Origin of the sequence: Desulfocurvus vexinensis DSM 17965, assembly GCF_000519125.1 — a bacterium.
Lineage (GTDB): Bacteria > Desulfobacterota > Desulfovibrionia > Desulfovibrionales > Desulfovibrionaceae > Desulfocurvus > Desulfocurvus vexinensis.
On record NZ_KI912582.1, the window covers coordinates 248,100 to 263,425 of the forward strand.

Here is a 15,326-nt window from a genome sequence, read left to right on the forward strand (position 1 = left end):
CAACGACAACGGCGGGAGCCCTCGGGCCTCCGCCGTTTCCTTTGGCCGCCGGGAGGAGCCCTCAGCGCAGGAACAGGCGCACCCCGGGCTCGGCGCTCTCGGCCCGCGCCGGGGCGCCCACCAGCTGCATCCGCGCCGGGTCCACCCCGCGCTCCGCCAGGGCCTCGCGCACCTTGCGGGCGCGCCGCTGGGCCAGGGCGGGCAGGTCGTCCGGCCCGGGGGCCAGGTGCTCGCGCAGCATGCGCTCCATCTCGGGCACGGGCTGGTCGGCCACGAAGCCGAGCATGGTGGTCGGCTTGTCGAAGGGCGCGTTCTTGTACGCCTCGGTCAGGGCCGCTTCGTATTCCTCGGCGGAGAGCGGCGTTGCCTCCACCGACGCCGGGGCCTGGCCCTGGTCCTTGAGCTCGTTGTAGCGCGCCAGGCGCACGGTGCGGCGCAGGCGCAGTTCGGCCAGGGTGGGCAGCTCGGCGGGCAGGGCCACTCCGGCGATTTCCAGGCCCAGGCCCGGGCGCTCGGCCAGGGCCTTGGCCACGGTGTCCAGCTTGGCCAGGGTTTCGGGGCTCAGCGCGGTCCGGCCCGGGTCCATGACCAGGGTTTCCAGGTCCTGCGGGGCGCCGCCGCTGCCGCCGAAGACGCTGCCGATGAGGGCGAAGGGCGAGGTCACGGCCTTGAGCAGCAGGTTCATCACCGCCCGGAACACGACCTTGCCCATCTGGAACTGCGGGTCGTCCAGGTTGCCACGGATGGGGATGTCCAGCACGATGTCGCCGCTGGCGTCGCGCAGCAGGGCCACGGCCAGGCCCACGGGCGCATCCATGGCGCCCTCCACCTGCTGCTTCTGGCCCAGGTCGAAGCGGATCAGGCGCAGCAGGTTGCTGGCGCTGACCTCGCGGCCCTCCACGGCCAGGTTCGCGTCGGCGTCGAGCACCCCGGCGCTCACGGGATGGGCGATGGCCCGCAGGGCGTAGGGCGAGAACTGGGTCAGGTCCAGCCCCCGCACGGTCAGCCGCAGGGCGGGGTTGAGCCCCTGGGCCGTGGGCGTGGTGTGGCCGGTGAGCCCCAGGGCCGCGTGGCCGTCGATGGTCGCCTCGGCGCTGAGCCGGGCCGGGGCGCCGGGCGCCGTGGACAGGCCCTCCAGGCGCAGGGTCAGGTGTTCCATGGTCGAGGAGAAGGCCGGGCTCAGGCTCTGGTCGCGGAAGCGCACGGTCCCGTCGTCCACGGCCAGGGTGTCCAGGGCCAGGGCGAAGGGCGCGGGCTCGGGTTCGGGCGCGGCGGCCCCGGGCGCGGCGGGGCTGGCGGCGGCCTGGGCCTGCGGGGCGCTGGGGGCCGCGGGCGGCCCGGGCTCGCCCTGGACGCGGCGGGCGATGCGCGCCAGGTTCAGGGTGCCGTCGGGCGCCACCACCAGCCGCAGTTCCGGGGCCTGCACGTCCACCATGGCCACGGCCACGGAGCGGGCGGGCAGGTCCACCCGGGCGTCGTGCACGGTGAGGGCGGCCAGGGTGGCCGCGTCGCGGGGCTGGCTGGGGTCGCGCAGGGCCAGGCCCTTGAGCCCCAGGCGGTCCAGGGCCGCCACGGGGGCGGGGGCCGCTAGGTCGGCCACGCGCACGGTCAGCCCGCGCAGATCCAGGGCTTCCAGGGCCGCCAGGGGGGCGCCCCCGGCGCCCAGGTTCAGGCCGCGCAGCCCGCCGCCCAGGCGCAGGTCCAGGCCCAGGGGCCCGCTGCCCGCCAGGGGGCCCAGGGTGTAGCGCCCCGAGGCCGAGGCCGTGCCCCGCTCCAGGCTCAGGGGCGAGGCCGCGGCCAGATAGGGGCCGAAGGGGGCCAGGGGCACGGCCTCCAGCTCCAGGGTGCCCGTGGCGCGCCCCGGCGCCCCGTCCGCAGGTTCCAGGGCGCCCGCCACGCGCAGGGCCCCGCCGCCGTCCGGGCCGCCCAGGGTCGCGTCCAGGGCGTAGTCCACGGGGCGGTCCAGGGCGGTGCCCAGCCCGCTGGCCGTCAGCTCGGCCACGCGCAGGCGCAGGGCGGCGGGGGCGGGCAGGGCGCGGTCGGTGAAGCGCAGGTCCCAGTCGGCCAGGGTCAGGCGGTCCAGGCTCGCGGCCCAGGCCGGGCCGGGGTTGGCTGCGGCGGCAGGGGCCGGGGCCGGGGCGGCCTGGGCGCCGGAGAACAGGGCGGCGAGGTCGATGGCCCCGGATTCCAGGCGGCTGGCGGACAGCGCGCCGCCGCCCAGGGTCAGGGCCTTGGCCGTGGCGCGCCGCGCCTCGGGGTCCACACGCCCGCCCGTCAGCTCCAGGCTGGCCAGGGTGAACAGGGGCTCCTGCTCGCCCGGGGCGGCCAGGGCCAGCCGGGCCAGCCCCAGGGAGACGTTGTCCAGGGTCAGGCGCGTTGCGCCGTCCGGCGCGGGCACCAGGGCGCAGTCGGCCCCCAGGCGCGCCGTGCCCGAGAGCACCCGCAGGGGCAGCAGCCCGGCGTAGTAGGGCGCGTAGGCGGGCAGGGCCACGCCCGACAGGCCCAGGGTGGCGTTGACGGCCAGGGGGCTCAGGGTCGCCGTCCCTGCGGCCACGAGCTGCTCGGCCTCGGCCCGGCCTGCGGACAGCGAGAAGCTCGCTGGCAGGGCCGCTTCCGGGGCGGTGCTCACGTTGTCCACGGTCAGGGTGATGGGCACCACGGTCTTGCGCAGGGGCTGGCCGCCGGGGTGGTCCGTGAAGGCCAGGCGCCCTTCCTCCACCTCCAGGCGCGCGAGCTCCACGACGAAGGCGGCCTGGGGCGCGCCCCTGTCGGGCTCTGCTCCGGGCGCGGCGGCGGGCTTGGCTTCGGGCGCGGGCTTGGGCGCGGCGGGGGCCGGGGCGGGCAGCAGCCCGGCCCAGTCCAGGGCGCCGTCCTTTCCGCGCACCAGGGCCGCGTGGGGCCGCGTCAGGCGCACCTGCGCAAGGCGCAGCAGGCCCTGGTCCAGGCTCAGGCGTTCCAGGTCCACGGCCAGGGTCTCGAACCCGGCCAGCTCGCGCCCGTCGGTCCAGGTCAGGGCCAGATCGTCCACCTGGGCGTGGCCTTCCAGGGCCAGCCCGGGCAGCACGCCGCCCGAGCGTTCGAACACCAGGCACATGTCCAGGGTCAGGCTGCCGCCCGCGAGGCGCACCTGCGGCGGCAGGGGCGCGTAGGGCGCGTAGGGCGTGAGGTCCAGGGCGCGCAGGACCAGGGAGAACTCGGTGCGCAGCGAGCGCGCGAAGGGCCGGGTGCGGCCCGTGGCCTGCACCGGGGTGCCGTTGACCACGGCCCGCAGCAGGGGCTCCACGTCGCGCTCGCTGTGGCGCGGCAGGGTGGAGGTGAAGGGCACCGTCAGTTCCAGGGCTTCCACTGTGTGGGTGCGGCCCTTGGGGCGGTCCTCGAAGGTCAGGCCGCCGTCCTCGATGACGAAGTTGCTGACCACCAGGGGGAAGGGCCCGGCGGGCTCGACGCTGGCGGCGTCCTCGCGGGCCTGCTCGTCGCCCGCCAGACGCCGCGCGATGTCCGAGAAGTTGTATTCGCCCTGGCCCAGATGCGCCAGATGGACCCGGGGCCCGATCAGGCGCACCTCGTCCACCAGCACCGTCAGGCGCAGCAGGGAGAACGACGAGGCGTTGACCACGATCCTGCGCACGGACACGAAGGGCGGCGGGGTTCCGGGGGCCGTGGCGCCAGCCGCGGCCTCGGCTTCGGGCGCGGTCGGGGCCGTGGCGTTCGCCGTGTCCGCCGTGTCCGCCGCGTCCGCCTCGTTTGGGGCTGCCGGGGGCTGCGCCTCGGCCACGGCCAGGCCGTCGAGGGTCAGGGTCTGGGTCAGGGGGTTGAAGCGCACGCTCTCCAGGGTCACGGCGCGGCCCAGGGCCTGCCCGGCCTGGGCGGGCAGCACCGCGCGCAGCACGGCGGGCAGCACCAGGAAGCCGCAGGCCAGATACAGCGCCACGGCGGCGCCAGCCAGGGCGGCCCAGCGCCGCGCGCGGGGCAAGGCGCGCCAGCGGGCACGCAGGCTGGGCCGGGCGGAGGTGCCGGGGGTGGTCATGAAAGGCCTCCTGGGAAGAGCGATGACAACGCTGGACGATCCTACCGTATTTGCGGGCCCCTGAGAAGGCTTGATGCGCTGTTTGTTCCCTGGCCGCCGGGCCGGGCCGGGCCTTTGGGGCCGCCCGCAGGCAAATCAGGGTTTCCCCGCGTGGCCGTTTGTGCTATGGGCGGCAGTGCGCTGCGCGGCTGCACCTCCTGCTCCGACCCGGACCGGTCCTGGCGCAACTGGCCTGTTCACGCTCCCTTTCGCAACCAGCAAACCGGCAGGTGCCCCCCATGCTGCTCAACGAACACCAGAGCAAGAAGCTGTTCGCCGAAGCCGGCCTCGACGTTCCCGAAGGCCTGCTGCTCACCCACGCGACCCTGGAGGCCGCCCACCCCGCCTTCCCCCTGCCGTGGTATCTCAAGGCCCAGGTTCCTGCGGGCGGGCGTGGCAAGGCCGGGGGCGTGGTGCGCGTGGACGCCGCCGCCGACCTGGTGCCCCTGGGCCGCAGGCTGTTCGAGATGACCATCGGCGGGCACAAGGTGCCCCTGCTGCGCCTGGAGGGCGCGGCCCGGGCCGAGCGCGAGTTCTACTGCTCGTTCGCCGTGTCGCGCCAGCGCGGCGGGATGGTCTTCACCGTGGGCCGCCAGGGCGGCGTGGACATCGAGGGCCAGGACGAAGGCAACCTGCTGGTGCAGGACATCCCGGCCTGCACGGGGCTTCTGGAATTCCACCTGCGCGCGGCGTTTTTCCACCTGGAGGTGGACAAGGTCTGCTGGTCGAGCTTCCGCGAGTTCGTCAAGACGCTCTACACGGCGGTGCGCCACTACGGGCTGCTGCTGGCCGAGGTCAACCCCCTGGCGCTGACCGCCGAGGGCGCGTGGATGGCCCTGGACGGCAAGGTCGAGGTGGACGACAACCACCTGGCCCAGCATTCGGACATGGAGCGCTTCTACACCCCCGAGCACGCCTCGCGCGAGGAGAACATCGCCCGCGAGGCCGGGCTGTCGTTCCACAGCCTGTCGGGGCGCATCGGGCTGATGGTCAACGGCGCGGGGCTGGCCATGGCCACCATGGACCTGCTCAACCACTCCGGCCTGCCTGCGGCCAACTTCATGGACCTGGGCGGCGCGGCGGACTACGACCGCATGCGCACGGCCATGACCCTGCTCTTCGAGGACCACGCCGTCACCGCCGTGCTCATCAACATCTTCGGCGGGGTGCTCTCGTGCGAGAAGGTGGCCCTGGCGCTGTCCGAGGCGCTGGAGGGCCGGGCCCCGGCCAAGCCGCTGGTGGTGCGCCTGGCGGGTAACCAGGCCGCCCGGGGCCGGGAGATCCTGGCCGACCTGGCCAGCGAGCGGCTGACCATCGTGGCCGACATGGGCGCGGCCATCGCCCGGCTGCGCGAGCTGGACGGGCAGCCGCCCTGCGCGGCGTCGCGCCTGGGCGGGCCGCACTGCGCGCTGGCCCACGCCCCCGCGCCCTTTCCCCCGGTGCTGGGGTTCGAGCGCGGCATGCCCGTGCTGGTCCAGGGCCTGACCGGGCGCACGGCCCAGCTCCACGCCCGGCTCATGCAGGCCTACGGCACGAATATCGTGGCCGGGGTCACGCCCTTCAAGGGCGGGCAGGAGGCCTGCGGCGTGCCGGTGTACAACAGCGTGCGCGAGGCCCAGGGGCGCCACGGGGCGCAGGCCAGCATCATCTTCGTGCCCCCGGCCTTCGCCCCCGAGGCCATCGTCGAGGCCGCGCGCGAGGGCCTGCACTGGATCGTGTGCATCACCGACGGCCTGACCCAGCAGGACATGCTCTGGGTGCGCGAGCAGTTGCGCCACACGGGCGCGCGGCTCATCGGCCCCAACTGCCCCGGGCTCATCGCCCCGGGGCGGACCAAGATCGGCATCATGCCCGACCACGCCTTCTCCCCCGGGCCGGTGGCCATCGTCTCGCGCAGCGGCACCCTGACCTACGAGACCGCCGCGCGGCTCTCGGCGGCGGGCATCGGCCAGAGCCTGGCCGTGGGCATCGGCGGCGACCCCTTCGGCGGGGTGGACTACATCGAGCTGTTCGCCATGCTGCGCGAGGACGAGAACACCCGCGCCGTGGTGGTGCTGGGCGAGATCGGCGGCAGCGCCGAGGAGGACCTGGCGCGCTGGGTCGCGGCCACGGGCTTCCCCAAGCCGGTGGTGGGCTTCATCGCCGGGCAGACCGCGCCCCCCGGCAAGCGCCTGGGCCACGCCGGGGCCATCCTGGAATCCGGCGCGGGCGTGCAGGCCAAGCTGGACACCATGAGCCAGGCCGGGTTCGCCCTGTGCCCGGACCTGTCGAGCATCCCGGCCACCGTGGCCCGCGTGCTGGGGCTGTAGGCACCGCCCGACGAAAACTGACGGGCCCGCCAGGAGTGTTCCTGGCGGGCCCGGTGCGTTTTGGGCTGGGGGCGCGTCGGTGCGGGCCGCCCGGGTGCGCTCAGGCCTTTTCGGCCTTGGTCCGGGGCTTTTTGGGGGCGGCCTTTTCGGCGCCCTTGCCCGCCCCGGCCAGCCCGGCCCAGATGGCCGGGGGCTGGCCGAAGGCCTTTTCGGCCTCGCGGTGGCCCATGTTCAGGGCCTTGACGTTCACGTCCACGATCTTGGCGGGCAGCGATTCCTCCAGGCTCTTTTTGATGAGCGCGCGCCGGGCGAAGGGCAGGAGGAAGGTCACCGCGCCGAGCACGATGGTGTTCATGGCCTGGGGCAGGCCCAGGCGGTCGATGCTCATTTCCGTGAAGGGCAGGCCCAGGTACTGGTTGGTGGGAATCTGCTTGACCAGGGTGGTGTTGACCAGCAGCACCGCGTGGGGCTTCATCAGCGGGTAGTACTTGTTGCAGGCCTCCTGCGACAGGGCCACCAGCAGGTCGATCTTGTCGGTCTTGGGGTAGCTGATGGGCCGGGTGCTGATGACCAGGTCCGTGCGCGAGGCGCCGCCCCGGGCCTCGGGGCCGTAGCTCTGGGTCTGGGCGACGTTGAAGCCGTGGCCCAGGGCCAGGGCCTTGCCCATGACCTTGCCCAGGGTGATGACGCCCTGCCCGCCCAGGCCCGAGAGGCAGATTTCGAAACGGTCGATCTGGATGTCCGGTTTCATGGCCTACCCCTTTGCGAACTTGGCGCGCATGGCCGCGTAGCGGGTTTCCAGCGCCGGTTCGTGGTTGTCCACGAAGACGCCGATGGGGATGCGCCCGGCGCGCTTGTCCGGGTCGAGCTTCTCGTATGCCTCCAGGGGCGTGGCGGTCTTCTTCAGCCACTGGTACATGTCCACCGGCGACTTGAACTTGTTCTTGCGGCCAAACTGGGTGTGGCAGGGCGTGAGCACCTCCACCAGGCTGAAGCCCTCGTGGGTCAGGGCCTGCTGGATGAGCTTGTCCAGGGTCTTGACGTGGAACACCGTGCCCCGCGAGACGAAGTTGGCCCCGGCGGCGCGGGTCATCTCCACGAAATCGAAGGACTTTTCCATCTGCCCGTAGGGCGTGGTGGTGGACCAGCAGCCCAGGGGCGTGGCCGAGGAGCACTGCCCGCCGGTCATGCCGTAGATGAAGTTGTTGAGCACGAGCACCGTCAGGCCGATGTTGCGCCGGGCGGCGTGGATGAAGTGGTTGCCGCCGATGGACAGGGCGTCGCCGTCGCCCTGCACGACGATGACGTGCATCTCGGGCTTGGCCATCTTGATGCCCGTGGCCACGGTCAGCGCGCGGCCATGCACGGCGTGCACGGTGTTGAAGTCCACATACACGGCCACGCGGCCCGAGCAGCCGATGCCCGCCACCAGGGCCACGTCGTCCTTGGCGATGCCCAGGGCGTGGACGCTGCGGATCAGCGAGCCGAGCACGATGCCGTGGCCGCAGCCCGGGCAGAGCACGTGCGGGAACTTCTTGTCGTGGCGCAGGTATTCATGGATGAGCTGGGTGACTTCGGCCATGGCTATCCCTTCCTGATGCTTTCGAGGATCTGCTTGGGCGTGATGATGTGGCCGTCGATGCGGTTGATGGTCCACACCGTGCTCGTGCCGGGGTTGACGCGCTTCACCTCGCGCGAGATCTGGCCCATGTTCATCTCGGGCACGATGACCGTGCGGCAGCGGCGCAAAAGGCCCTCCACCGCCGCCCGGGGGAAGGGGAACAGGGTCTTCAGGTCGATGAGCCCGGCCTTGATGCCGCGCTCGCGGGCCTGCTCCACGGCCAGATGCGCCGAGCGCGCCACCGAGCCGTAGGCCACCACGCCGACCTCGGCGTCCTCGGTCAGGAACTCGTCGGTGATCTGGATGTCGAAGAAGAACTGGTCGATCTTGCGGAACTGGCGCGAGATGGCCGCCACGACCTCGTCGGATTTCTGGGTCGGGTAGCCGTGGTCGTCGTGGGTCAGCCCCGTGGCGTGGAAGCGGTAGCCCGAGCCGATGGGCGGCATGGGCGGCACGCCGCGCACGGTCTCCTCGAAGGGCTTGTACCATTCCGGCGGCATGGACGGCTGCAGGCGGTAGAGGATCTCCAGGTCCTTGGCCAGGGGCACGGTGATCTTCTCGCGGGTGTGCGCGGTGACCTCGTCCAGCAGCAGGATGACCGGGGAGCGGTACTTCTCGGAGAAGTTGAAGGCCTTGACGGTCATGTGCAGGCAGTCCTGCACGTCGGTGGCCGAGAGCACGATGATGGAGTGGTCGCCGTGGGTGCCCCAGCGGGCCTGCTGCACGTCGCCCTGGGCCGGGCTGGTGGGCAGGCCGGTGCTCGGCCCGCCGCGCATGACGTTGACCAGCACCAGGGGCGCCTCGATCATGCAGGCGTAGCCGATGAGCTCCTGCATGAGCGAGAAGCCCGGGCCGGAGGTGGCGGTCATGACCTTGCGCCCGGCCAGGGACGCGCCGATGCACGCGCCCAGCGAGGCGATCTCGTCCTCCATCTGGATGAACACGCCGTCCTCGGTCCTGGGCAGGCGCTCGGCCATGCTCTCCATGATCTCCGACGAGGGCGTGATGGGGTAGCCCCCGTAGAAGCTGCATCCGGCCAGCAGCGCGCCCTCGACGACGGCCTCGGCCCCCAGGGCGAAAATTTCCCTTGCTGCGGTCTTGCGTTTGGCGCTCATGGTCAGTCCCCGTTGTCCTGGCGGGGCCGCGCGGCCCCGTTTCTGGTCTTGTCCCTGGGCGTCACCACGATGGCGAAGTCTGGGCAGTGCAGCTCGCAGAAGCCGCAGTTGATGCATTCCTCCTCGCGCACGGCCCGGGCGCAGCCCGCCGCCACGTCGATTTCCAGCACCTTGGCCGGACAGAAGGCCACGCACAGGCCGCAGGCCTTGCACCAGTCCGGGTAGATGGTGATCCGGGTCTGTCCTTTCTTCGGGTTGGTCATGGGCTCCTCGCTTTCTCCCGGGCTGGGGCGCAGAAAAGGGGTGATCGCCCGGTGGCGGATCACCCCTGACAAGCCTGGTTCACGTACCCTGCATGTGTCGCTGACGCATCGAGAATTCCGCAAAGTCAAAAAGTGTCCTGCAGTGCGACCGATGGAAACCGGATGTACCTCAACCGGATGGTTATGGCAACCGCGAGGCGCCGGTTTTCGGGTCGCGGGCTAGGGTTTGTCCGCCGCCCCGGGCCAGACCTCCATGCGCCAGGAGGTGGGCAGGTAGTATTTGGTGTGCGGGCCGAACCAGCGGTTGTAGAGCTTCATGTACTCGCCCGAGAGCCACAGCCGCTGGAGCACGAGGTTGACCCGGTCGCGCAGGGCCGAGTCGTTCTGCGGCAGGCCCAGGGCGAAGGGCTCGTCGGTGATGTAGTCGCCCGCGATGGCCCAGGCCGCGGGGTCCTGGTCGGAGTTCTTCAGGCCCAGCAGGATGGTGGCGTCGGCGCTGATGGCGTCCACCTGGCCGCGCTTGAGGGCCAGGAAGGCCTCGGCGTGGCCCGGGAAGGGCACCGGGCGGCATTCGGGCTGGGCCTCGCGCAGGGCCTGGGCCGCGAAGCTGTCCTCCACCACGCCCACCCGCCGGGCCGCGAGGTCCGTGGGCGAGCGCACGGGCGATCCGGTGCGCGCCAAGAGCTTCTGCCCGTCCATGAAGTAGGTGATGGAGAAGTCCAGGTCGGCCTCGCGGCCATGATGGTGGGTCAGGGTGGCGGCGATGCAGTCGATGTCGCCGGCCAGCAGCAGGGGCAGGCGGGTGGAGGGCGTCACGGGCACCAGCTCGGCGCGCACGCCCAGGTCCTGGGCCAGGGCCCGGCACAGGTCGGGCTCGAAGCCGATGATCTGCCCGGTCTGCTCGTCGGTGAAGGAGAAGGGGATGACCGTATCGCGCACCCCGCAACGCAGGGCGCCGCGTCGGGCGATGGCCTCCAGGCGCCCGCCGGGGGCCGGGCGCGGGGCCGGGGCCAGGGCGGGCTCGGGGCAGGGCGCGGGCTCGGGGCAGGGCGCGGGCTCGGGGCAGGGCGGGCAGGGCGGGGCGTCGCCCCCGCATCCGGCCAGGGCCAGCAGCGCCAGCAGGGCAATCGGCGCCAGCAGCGCCAGCGGGGCGGCCCGGGGGCCGCGCGGTGCTCGGGGCAGGGCCATGGGCGCTCCGCAGGGTTGGAGGTCCGGCCCGCGGGGCGGGCCCAGTGCGGAGTTGTCGGCCATGGGCGCGCGGCTGTCAAGGGCGGGCAGGGGCGGGGGCCGGGCTCAGTCGTCGCGCGCGGCCACCAGCCGGGTGCGCAGGCCCCGGGCGGTCAGCTCGCGGGCGTAGTGCTCGGCGCGCTCCTGGTCGGCGAAGCGGCCCGCGACCAGCTGGGCGGTGTTGGCCTCGTCCCAGACCCAGACGCATTCGGCGGGGGCCACGCCCAGGGCGGCGGCCTGGCGGCGCAGGGCCTCGCGGGCGCCCTCGCGCTGGTCGAAGTCGCGCGGGTCCAGCGGGCCGCCGCAGACCAGCACCCACCAGCGCCCGGGGTGGGCCGCTGGCGCCGGGCCGCCCCAGGCGGTGCGCGTGGTGCGGGCCATCTGGTCGATGAGGGTCTCTATGTCGTGGGGCTGGAGCATGGCGGCCTCCGCAGTCGCCCGCGCGGGCGCAATTCCTATTGGCCCAGTATGCCGCCATCTCCCGGGCGGTGACAACAGGAATTTGACGCCGCTGCGCCCAGGCCGTACATTTGGGCACGCGGCGGCCCTGGCCGCCTGCCACATACGCTGGAATCATTCCCGGAGAGCCCGCCATGCATGCACGCTTGAAGACCCTGGCCCGGACCGCCTGCGCGCCGGTGTTGATCCTGGCCGCCCTGACGGCCCTGGCCGCCTGTGCCACGGTGCCCTACACCGAGCGCAGCCAGTTCATCCTCGTCTCTGCCGCCCAGGAGGCGCGCCTGGGGGCCGACGCGGCCAAGGAAGTGACCTCCAAGGAGAAGATGAGCACCGACAAGGCGCTCATCGAGCGCGTGCAGCGCATCGGCGCGCGCATCGCCGCCGCGTCGGAGGTCGAGCAGGCCTGGGAGTTCCACGTGGTGGACAACGACAAGACCGTCAACGCCTTCGCCCTGCCCGGGGGCAAGGTCTTCGTGTACACGGGGCTGATGCGTCTGGCGGGGTCCGACGACGAGCTGGCCGCCGTCATCGGCCACGAGGTGGCCCACGTGACCCTGCGCCACGGCGCCGAGCGCATGAGCCAGGCCATGGCCCTGGGCCTGGGCCAGCAGCTGGCCGCCACCCTGTACGGCGGCACGTCGGCGGGCGCCCAGGCGGCCATGGTGGCCTTCGGCATCGGGGCCAACGTGGGCGTGCTGCTGCCCTACAGCCGCATCCACGAGTACGAGGCCGACCGCGTGGGGCTCATCTACATGGCCAAGGCCGGGTACGAGCCCGGGGCGGCCCTGGATTTCTGGGCCAAAATGGTCGCCAAGAGCGAGGAGTCGGGCGGCACGCGGCCCCCGGAGTTCCTCTCCACCCACCCGGTCACGGAAAAGCGCATGGAAGCCATCCGCGAACTGCTGCCCGAGGCCCGGGACCATCTGCCCCGCAAGGCCCCGGCCAGTCCGGCCCCGGCGCCCCAGGCCCCGGCCAGCCCGGCGGCTCCGGCGGGCACCCTCTAGCGCCGGGGGGCGCTTGGCGCAGGCGCGCGAGCGGCGCACCGGAAAGCGGCGATCGGCGCCACATCCCGCGCAACGCCCCCGCGCAGACGCGGAGGCGGCCTTTTCTTTGGATTTTTCTACGTTCCTGCACTGAAACCGCCGCCCCCGCGCAGCGCGCGGAGGAGGCAGGGCGCGCCCGCGCAACACGGCGAGGCGCCGAATATGTTGCAACCCAGTGCTTTTTTTGAGCATTCGCGCCGAAACCCTGCGCGGGCGCGGCCCTAGGCTTCGGCGGCGCCCCGGGGCCGGGTGGAGAGGCGGTTGTAGACGGCCAGGATGTCCAGCTCCCAGCGCGCGCGCTCCAGGGCGGCGGTGACCACCTGGCGCGAGGTGCGCCGGGCCAGGCGCCCGGCCTCGTGGCGGGTGCGCACCCAGACGGCCAGGTGCGAGTCCAGGTTCAGCAGCAGCAGGCGGGCGGTCTGGTCGCCGGACAGTTGCAGCGAGCCCAGGGCCGCGCCGTCCAGGGCCAGCAGGCGCCCCAGGAATTCGCAGTCGCGCCCCAGGGCGGCCTCGGAACCCAGCGGGCAGCTGCGGCGCAGGTCGGCCACCAGGTCATGCACCGGGCAGGCGTCCACGGCCTCCAGGGCCTTGGCCAGGGCCTTGGCCGAGTCGCCGCCCAGGCGCGCCAGCACGTCGCGCGCGCCCGGGGCCCCGCGCAGCAGCGCGTCGGAGCTCACCCCCCCCGCGCGCCCGCCCAGGGCCGATACGGCGAAATACACCGGCTTGATGCGCGCCGACACGGCCTGCTTGACCTCCTTGGACTCCAGGCAGGCGTTGGCGAACAGCAACAGGCGCCCCGGCGTGGTGAAGACCTTGTCCAGGGTCAGGCGCGTGGCGCGCAGCCCGTCGAGGTAGCGGACGTCGGCCTTGAGGGCGGCGGTGTCGGCGGGCAGGCGCGGCTTGGCCAGCACAGCGGCCAGGGCCGCCAAACGCTGGTCCGAAAGCGCCTCCAGGGCCTGGCGGGCGTCGTCGGTGTCGGCGCTGTCCAGGCAGTGCAGCAGCGTGCGCAGGGCGCCCAGCGCGCCTTCCACCAGGTCGCGGTCGGCTTGTTCCAGGGCCGGGCGCGGCGCCCCGGGCACAATGGCCAGGGCCAGGGCCAGGTAGTGGTCCAGCCTGCGCAGGTTGGCTTCCAGCAGGATGCCCCCGGGGGTGATGAAATTGCGCCCCAGGCCCAGCACCAGGCACATGCGGTCCAGCCGCCCGGTGACGTCGCGGGCCACGTCGGGCGGCAGGGCGATCATGGCCCGCTCCTTCTCCTCGCGGCGGGTGTCGCGCTGCGCGGCCACGTCCTCGGTGGCCAGCTCGTTGTACTTGCGCACCGTTTCCAGGGTCTGGCGGATCCAGGCCCGCAGGGCGCCCGGCAGCCGGACCGGAGCGCTGGCGGACTCGGGGGGCAGGGCGGCCAGGGCGTCGGCCAGCAGGCGCGCCAGGGGGTCCGCCGGGGCGTCGCCCCCGGCCAGGGCCGCCAGGGCCAGCCGCAGCCGGGGCGCGGCCACGCTGCCCAGGGCGGGCAGCACCAGGGCCAGCAGGGCCCGGGCCTCCAGGGGCGGGCTGTCGGGGTGCCCCGGCTGGTAGAGGGCGCGCAGCAGGGCCCGGTCGGCCTCGCAGTCCGCGCCGGAGTCGGCGGGCATGGCGGCCAGGCGGCGCACCAGTTCGCGCGGGGCCATGGTCCGCAGTTCGCGCAATTCGGCCTCCAGGGGAACAAGGACCGGGCCCCGGCCCAGGGCGCGCAGGGTGTCGCCCAGGGGGCGCACGGTGCCGTCCGGGTCGTTGAGCAGCGCGTCCAGCCCGGGCGGGTCGGGCGGGCGCAGGGCGCCCACCACGGCGTCCAGGGCCCGGGTCAGGGGCGCCAGGGCCTGCTCCAGGTTGGCGCGCATGCGTTCCGAGCGCAGGGCCAGGCGCAGGACGCGGGCCATGCCCAGGCCGTCCCCGGCCAGGGCCAGCGGTTCGGTCTGGCCGTCCAGCAGGGCGGTGACGGTTTCCAGGTCGGCCAGCACGGGCTTTTCGTTGATTTTCTGCCGCGGTCGGGCGGCCAGGGCCCGGGCCGCGTCGCGGTCGGCGTCGGTGATGCCCGCCAGGGCCTGCTCCACGGCCCGGGCGTCCACCGTGCGGCCCCCGAACAGGGCGCGCAGCCCGAGCAGGGCGTCCACGAGGCGCCGGGTGCCCCCGGCCTCGGGGTCGGCCCCGGGGTCGGCGCCCGCCGCCTCCAGGGCCAGCAGCAGGTACAGGACCACGCGCTCCACGTTGTCAGGCACGCGCGAGACGCTTTTGGCCACGAATCCCGCGCCCAGGCCCAGTTCCAGGCACAGGCGCTCCAGGCGCGCATGCACGGCCTCGAAGGTCTCCTGGGGCAGGCGCTCCTGGCGGACCTGGACCCAGGCTCCGCCGCGCCAGGCGTAGTTGGTCAGGATGTTCTCGCCGCGCAGCACGAAGGCGGGGGCGGCGGGGTCCTCCCCGGCGTCCAGGGTGAAGGTGTCGCTACGCAGCACCAGGCAGCGGCCCGGTTCCAGGCCCCAGGCCAGCAGCCGCTCGGGCCCGAAGGGTGCCCCGGGCAGCTCGCGCAGGCCCGCCAGGCGCAGGTCGCCCGCGAAGTGCAGCGGCGGCGGCTCCTGGCGCAGCAGGTCGTGGTGGATGACCAGATCGCCGTCCACGGCCAGGCGGTGGGTGAAGGCCTTGTTGACCACCCGCGCGCCCGGGGCGGCCAGGGCGCCCCGGACCCGGACGATGGCCGCCGGAACGTCCAGGGAGCGCACGTCGTCGGCCAGCATCAGGTCGGCCAGCCAGGTGCCCTCGCGGAACAGGATGCCGATCTCGCCGCTGTCGGGGTCCGGCCCGATGCGCGTCTTGGCGGCCAGGGAGTCCAGGAAGCGGGTCCAGGTTTCGCGGTTCGCAGGGGTGTCGGCCACCCCGGCCCCGGACAGGAAGCCCACGGTGTAGCCGCCTGCGCCCTCGCCCCCCAGGCGCAGCTCGCGCAGGGGGCGCTCCGGCTCCGGCCCGGCTAGGGCGCGCTGCCGGGCCAGGGCCGCCAGGCGCGCGGCGCGGGCCGGGGCGTCGTCGCCTGTCAGGCCCAGCCGTTCCAGGGCCTTGCGGGCGAACTGGTCCAGCAGCCTGCCCACCTCGCCCTCGTCGCCGCGCTGCTCGCGCAGGCGCAGGTAGGCCGAGGCGATCTTGTCCAGCAGGCGGTCTTCCAGGGATTTCTTGGCGGTCATGGCGTGTCCGGGCT

10 protein-coding genes are annotated in these 15,326 nt (G+C 73.5%); 2 read left to right on the forward strand and 8 right to left on the reverse strand.

The features are described from left to right. Positions 1-61: 61 nt before the first annotated feature. Positions 62-4,027 (reverse strand): DUF748 domain-containing protein, encoded by a 3,966-nt coding sequence (locus G495_RS0115785; RefSeq protein WP_028588543.1) that lies wholly within the window; start codon positions 4,025-4,027, stop codon positions 62-64. A gap of 278 nt (positions 4,028-4,305) precedes the next feature. Here G495_RS0115785 and sucD point away from each other — a divergent pair, with 278 nt between their 5' ends. Next, a complete protein-coding gene (gene sucD, locus G495_RS0115790) occupies positions 4,306-6,375 on the forward strand; it encodes a succinate--CoA ligase subunit alpha (protein ID WP_028588544.1) in 2,070 nt (689 codons plus the stop codon). A gap of 100 nt (positions 6,376-6,475) precedes the next feature. Here the strand turns inward: sucD and G495_RS19805 are convergent, their stop codons facing one another. From G495_RS19805 to G495_RS19815, 6 genes are all read right to left on the reverse strand, one after another. Further along, complete coding sequence (locus G495_RS19805; protein ID WP_084458382.1) at positions 6,476-7,126, reverse strand: 2-oxoacid:acceptor oxidoreductase family protein; 651 nt, start codon at positions 7,124-7,126, stop codon at positions 6,476-6,478. Between the two features lie 3 nt (positions 7,127-7,129). Continuing rightward, positions 7,130-7,957, reverse strand: coding sequence for a 2-oxoacid:ferredoxin oxidoreductase subunit beta (locus G495_RS0115800; RefSeq protein WP_028588545.1), 828 nt, complete (start codon positions 7,955-7,957; stop codon positions 7,130-7,132). 2 nt (positions 7,958-7,959) lie between these two features. Beyond that, complete coding sequence (locus tag G495_RS0115805) at positions 7,960-9,111, reverse strand: 2-oxoacid:acceptor oxidoreductase subunit alpha (protein WP_028588546.1); 1,152 nt, start codon at positions 9,109-9,111, stop codon at positions 7,960-7,962. Positions 9,112-9,113: 2 nt separating this feature from the next. Then, positions 9,114-9,374, reverse strand: a complete 261-nt coding sequence (locus G495_RS0115810) for a 4Fe-4S dicluster domain-containing protein (RefSeq protein WP_028588547.1) — start codon at positions 9,372-9,374, stop codon at positions 9,114-9,116. Positions 9,375-9,593: 219 nt separating this feature from the next. Next, complete coding sequence (locus G495_RS19810; protein WP_156939741.1) at positions 9,594-10,562, reverse strand: ABC transporter substrate-binding protein; 969 nt, start codon at positions 10,560-10,562, stop codon at positions 9,594-9,596. A 105-nt stretch (positions 10,563-10,667) separates the two neighbouring features. Then, positions 10,668-11,021: a hypothetical protein gene (locus tag G495_RS19815; protein ID WP_245588465.1), complete on the reverse strand. Its 354-nt coding sequence runs from the start codon at positions 11,019-11,021 to the stop codon at positions 10,668-10,670. A 173-nt stretch (positions 11,022-11,194) separates the two neighbouring features. Here G495_RS19815 and G495_RS19820 point away from each other — a divergent pair, with 173 nt between their 5' ends. After that, entirely contained in the window at positions 11,195-12,064 is an 870-nt protein-coding gene (locus G495_RS19820) for a M48 family metallopeptidase (protein WP_084458384.1), read from the forward strand. Between the two features lie 260 nt (positions 12,065-12,324). Here the strand turns inward: G495_RS19820 and G495_RS0115830 are convergent, their stop codons facing one another. Continuing rightward, on the reverse strand, positions 12,325-15,312 hold the full coding sequence (locus tag G495_RS0115830; protein ID WP_028588548.1) for a hypothetical protein: 2,988 nt from the start codon (positions 15,310-15,312) through the stop codon (positions 12,325-12,327). Positions 15,313-15,326: the final 14 nt, after the last annotated feature.

Coding starts and splice junctions, on each gene's coding strand:
- G495_RS0115785 (WP_028588543.1), bottom strand. CDS start 4,027: ATGACCACCCCCGGCACCTCCGCCCGGCCCAGCCTGCGTGCCCGCTGG.
- sucD (WP_028588544.1), top strand. CDS start 4,306: ATGCTGCTCAACGAACACCAGAGCAAGAAGCTGTTCGCCGAAGCCGGC.
- G495_RS19805 (WP_084458382.1), bottom strand. CDS start 7,126: ATGAAACCGGACATCCAGATCGACCGTTTCGAAATCTGCCTCTCGGGC.
- G495_RS0115800 (WP_028588545.1), bottom strand. CDS start 7,957: ATGGCCGAAGTCACCCAGCTCATCCATGAATACCTGCGCCACGACAAG.
- G495_RS0115805 (WP_028588546.1), bottom strand. CDS start 9,111: ATGAGCGCCAAACGCAAGACCGCAGCAAGGGAAATTTTCGCCCTGGGG.
- G495_RS0115810 (WP_028588547.1), bottom strand. CDS start 9,374: ATGACCAACCCGAAGAAAGGACAGACCCGGATCACCATCTACCCGGAC.
- G495_RS19810 (WP_156939741.1), bottom strand. CDS start 10,562: ATGGCCCTGCCCCGAGCACCGCGCGGCCCCCGGGCCGCCCCGCTGGCG.
- G495_RS19815 (WP_245588465.1), bottom strand. CDS start 11,021: ATGCTCCAGCCCCACGACATAGAGACCCTCATCGACCAGATGGCCCGC.
- G495_RS19820 (WP_084458384.1), top strand. CDS start 11,195: ATGCATGCACGCTTGAAGACCCTGGCCCGGACCGCCTGCGCGCCGGTG.
- G495_RS0115830 (WP_028588548.1), bottom strand. CDS start 15,312: ATGACCGCCAAGAAATCCCTGGAAGACCGCCTGCTGGACAAGATCGCC.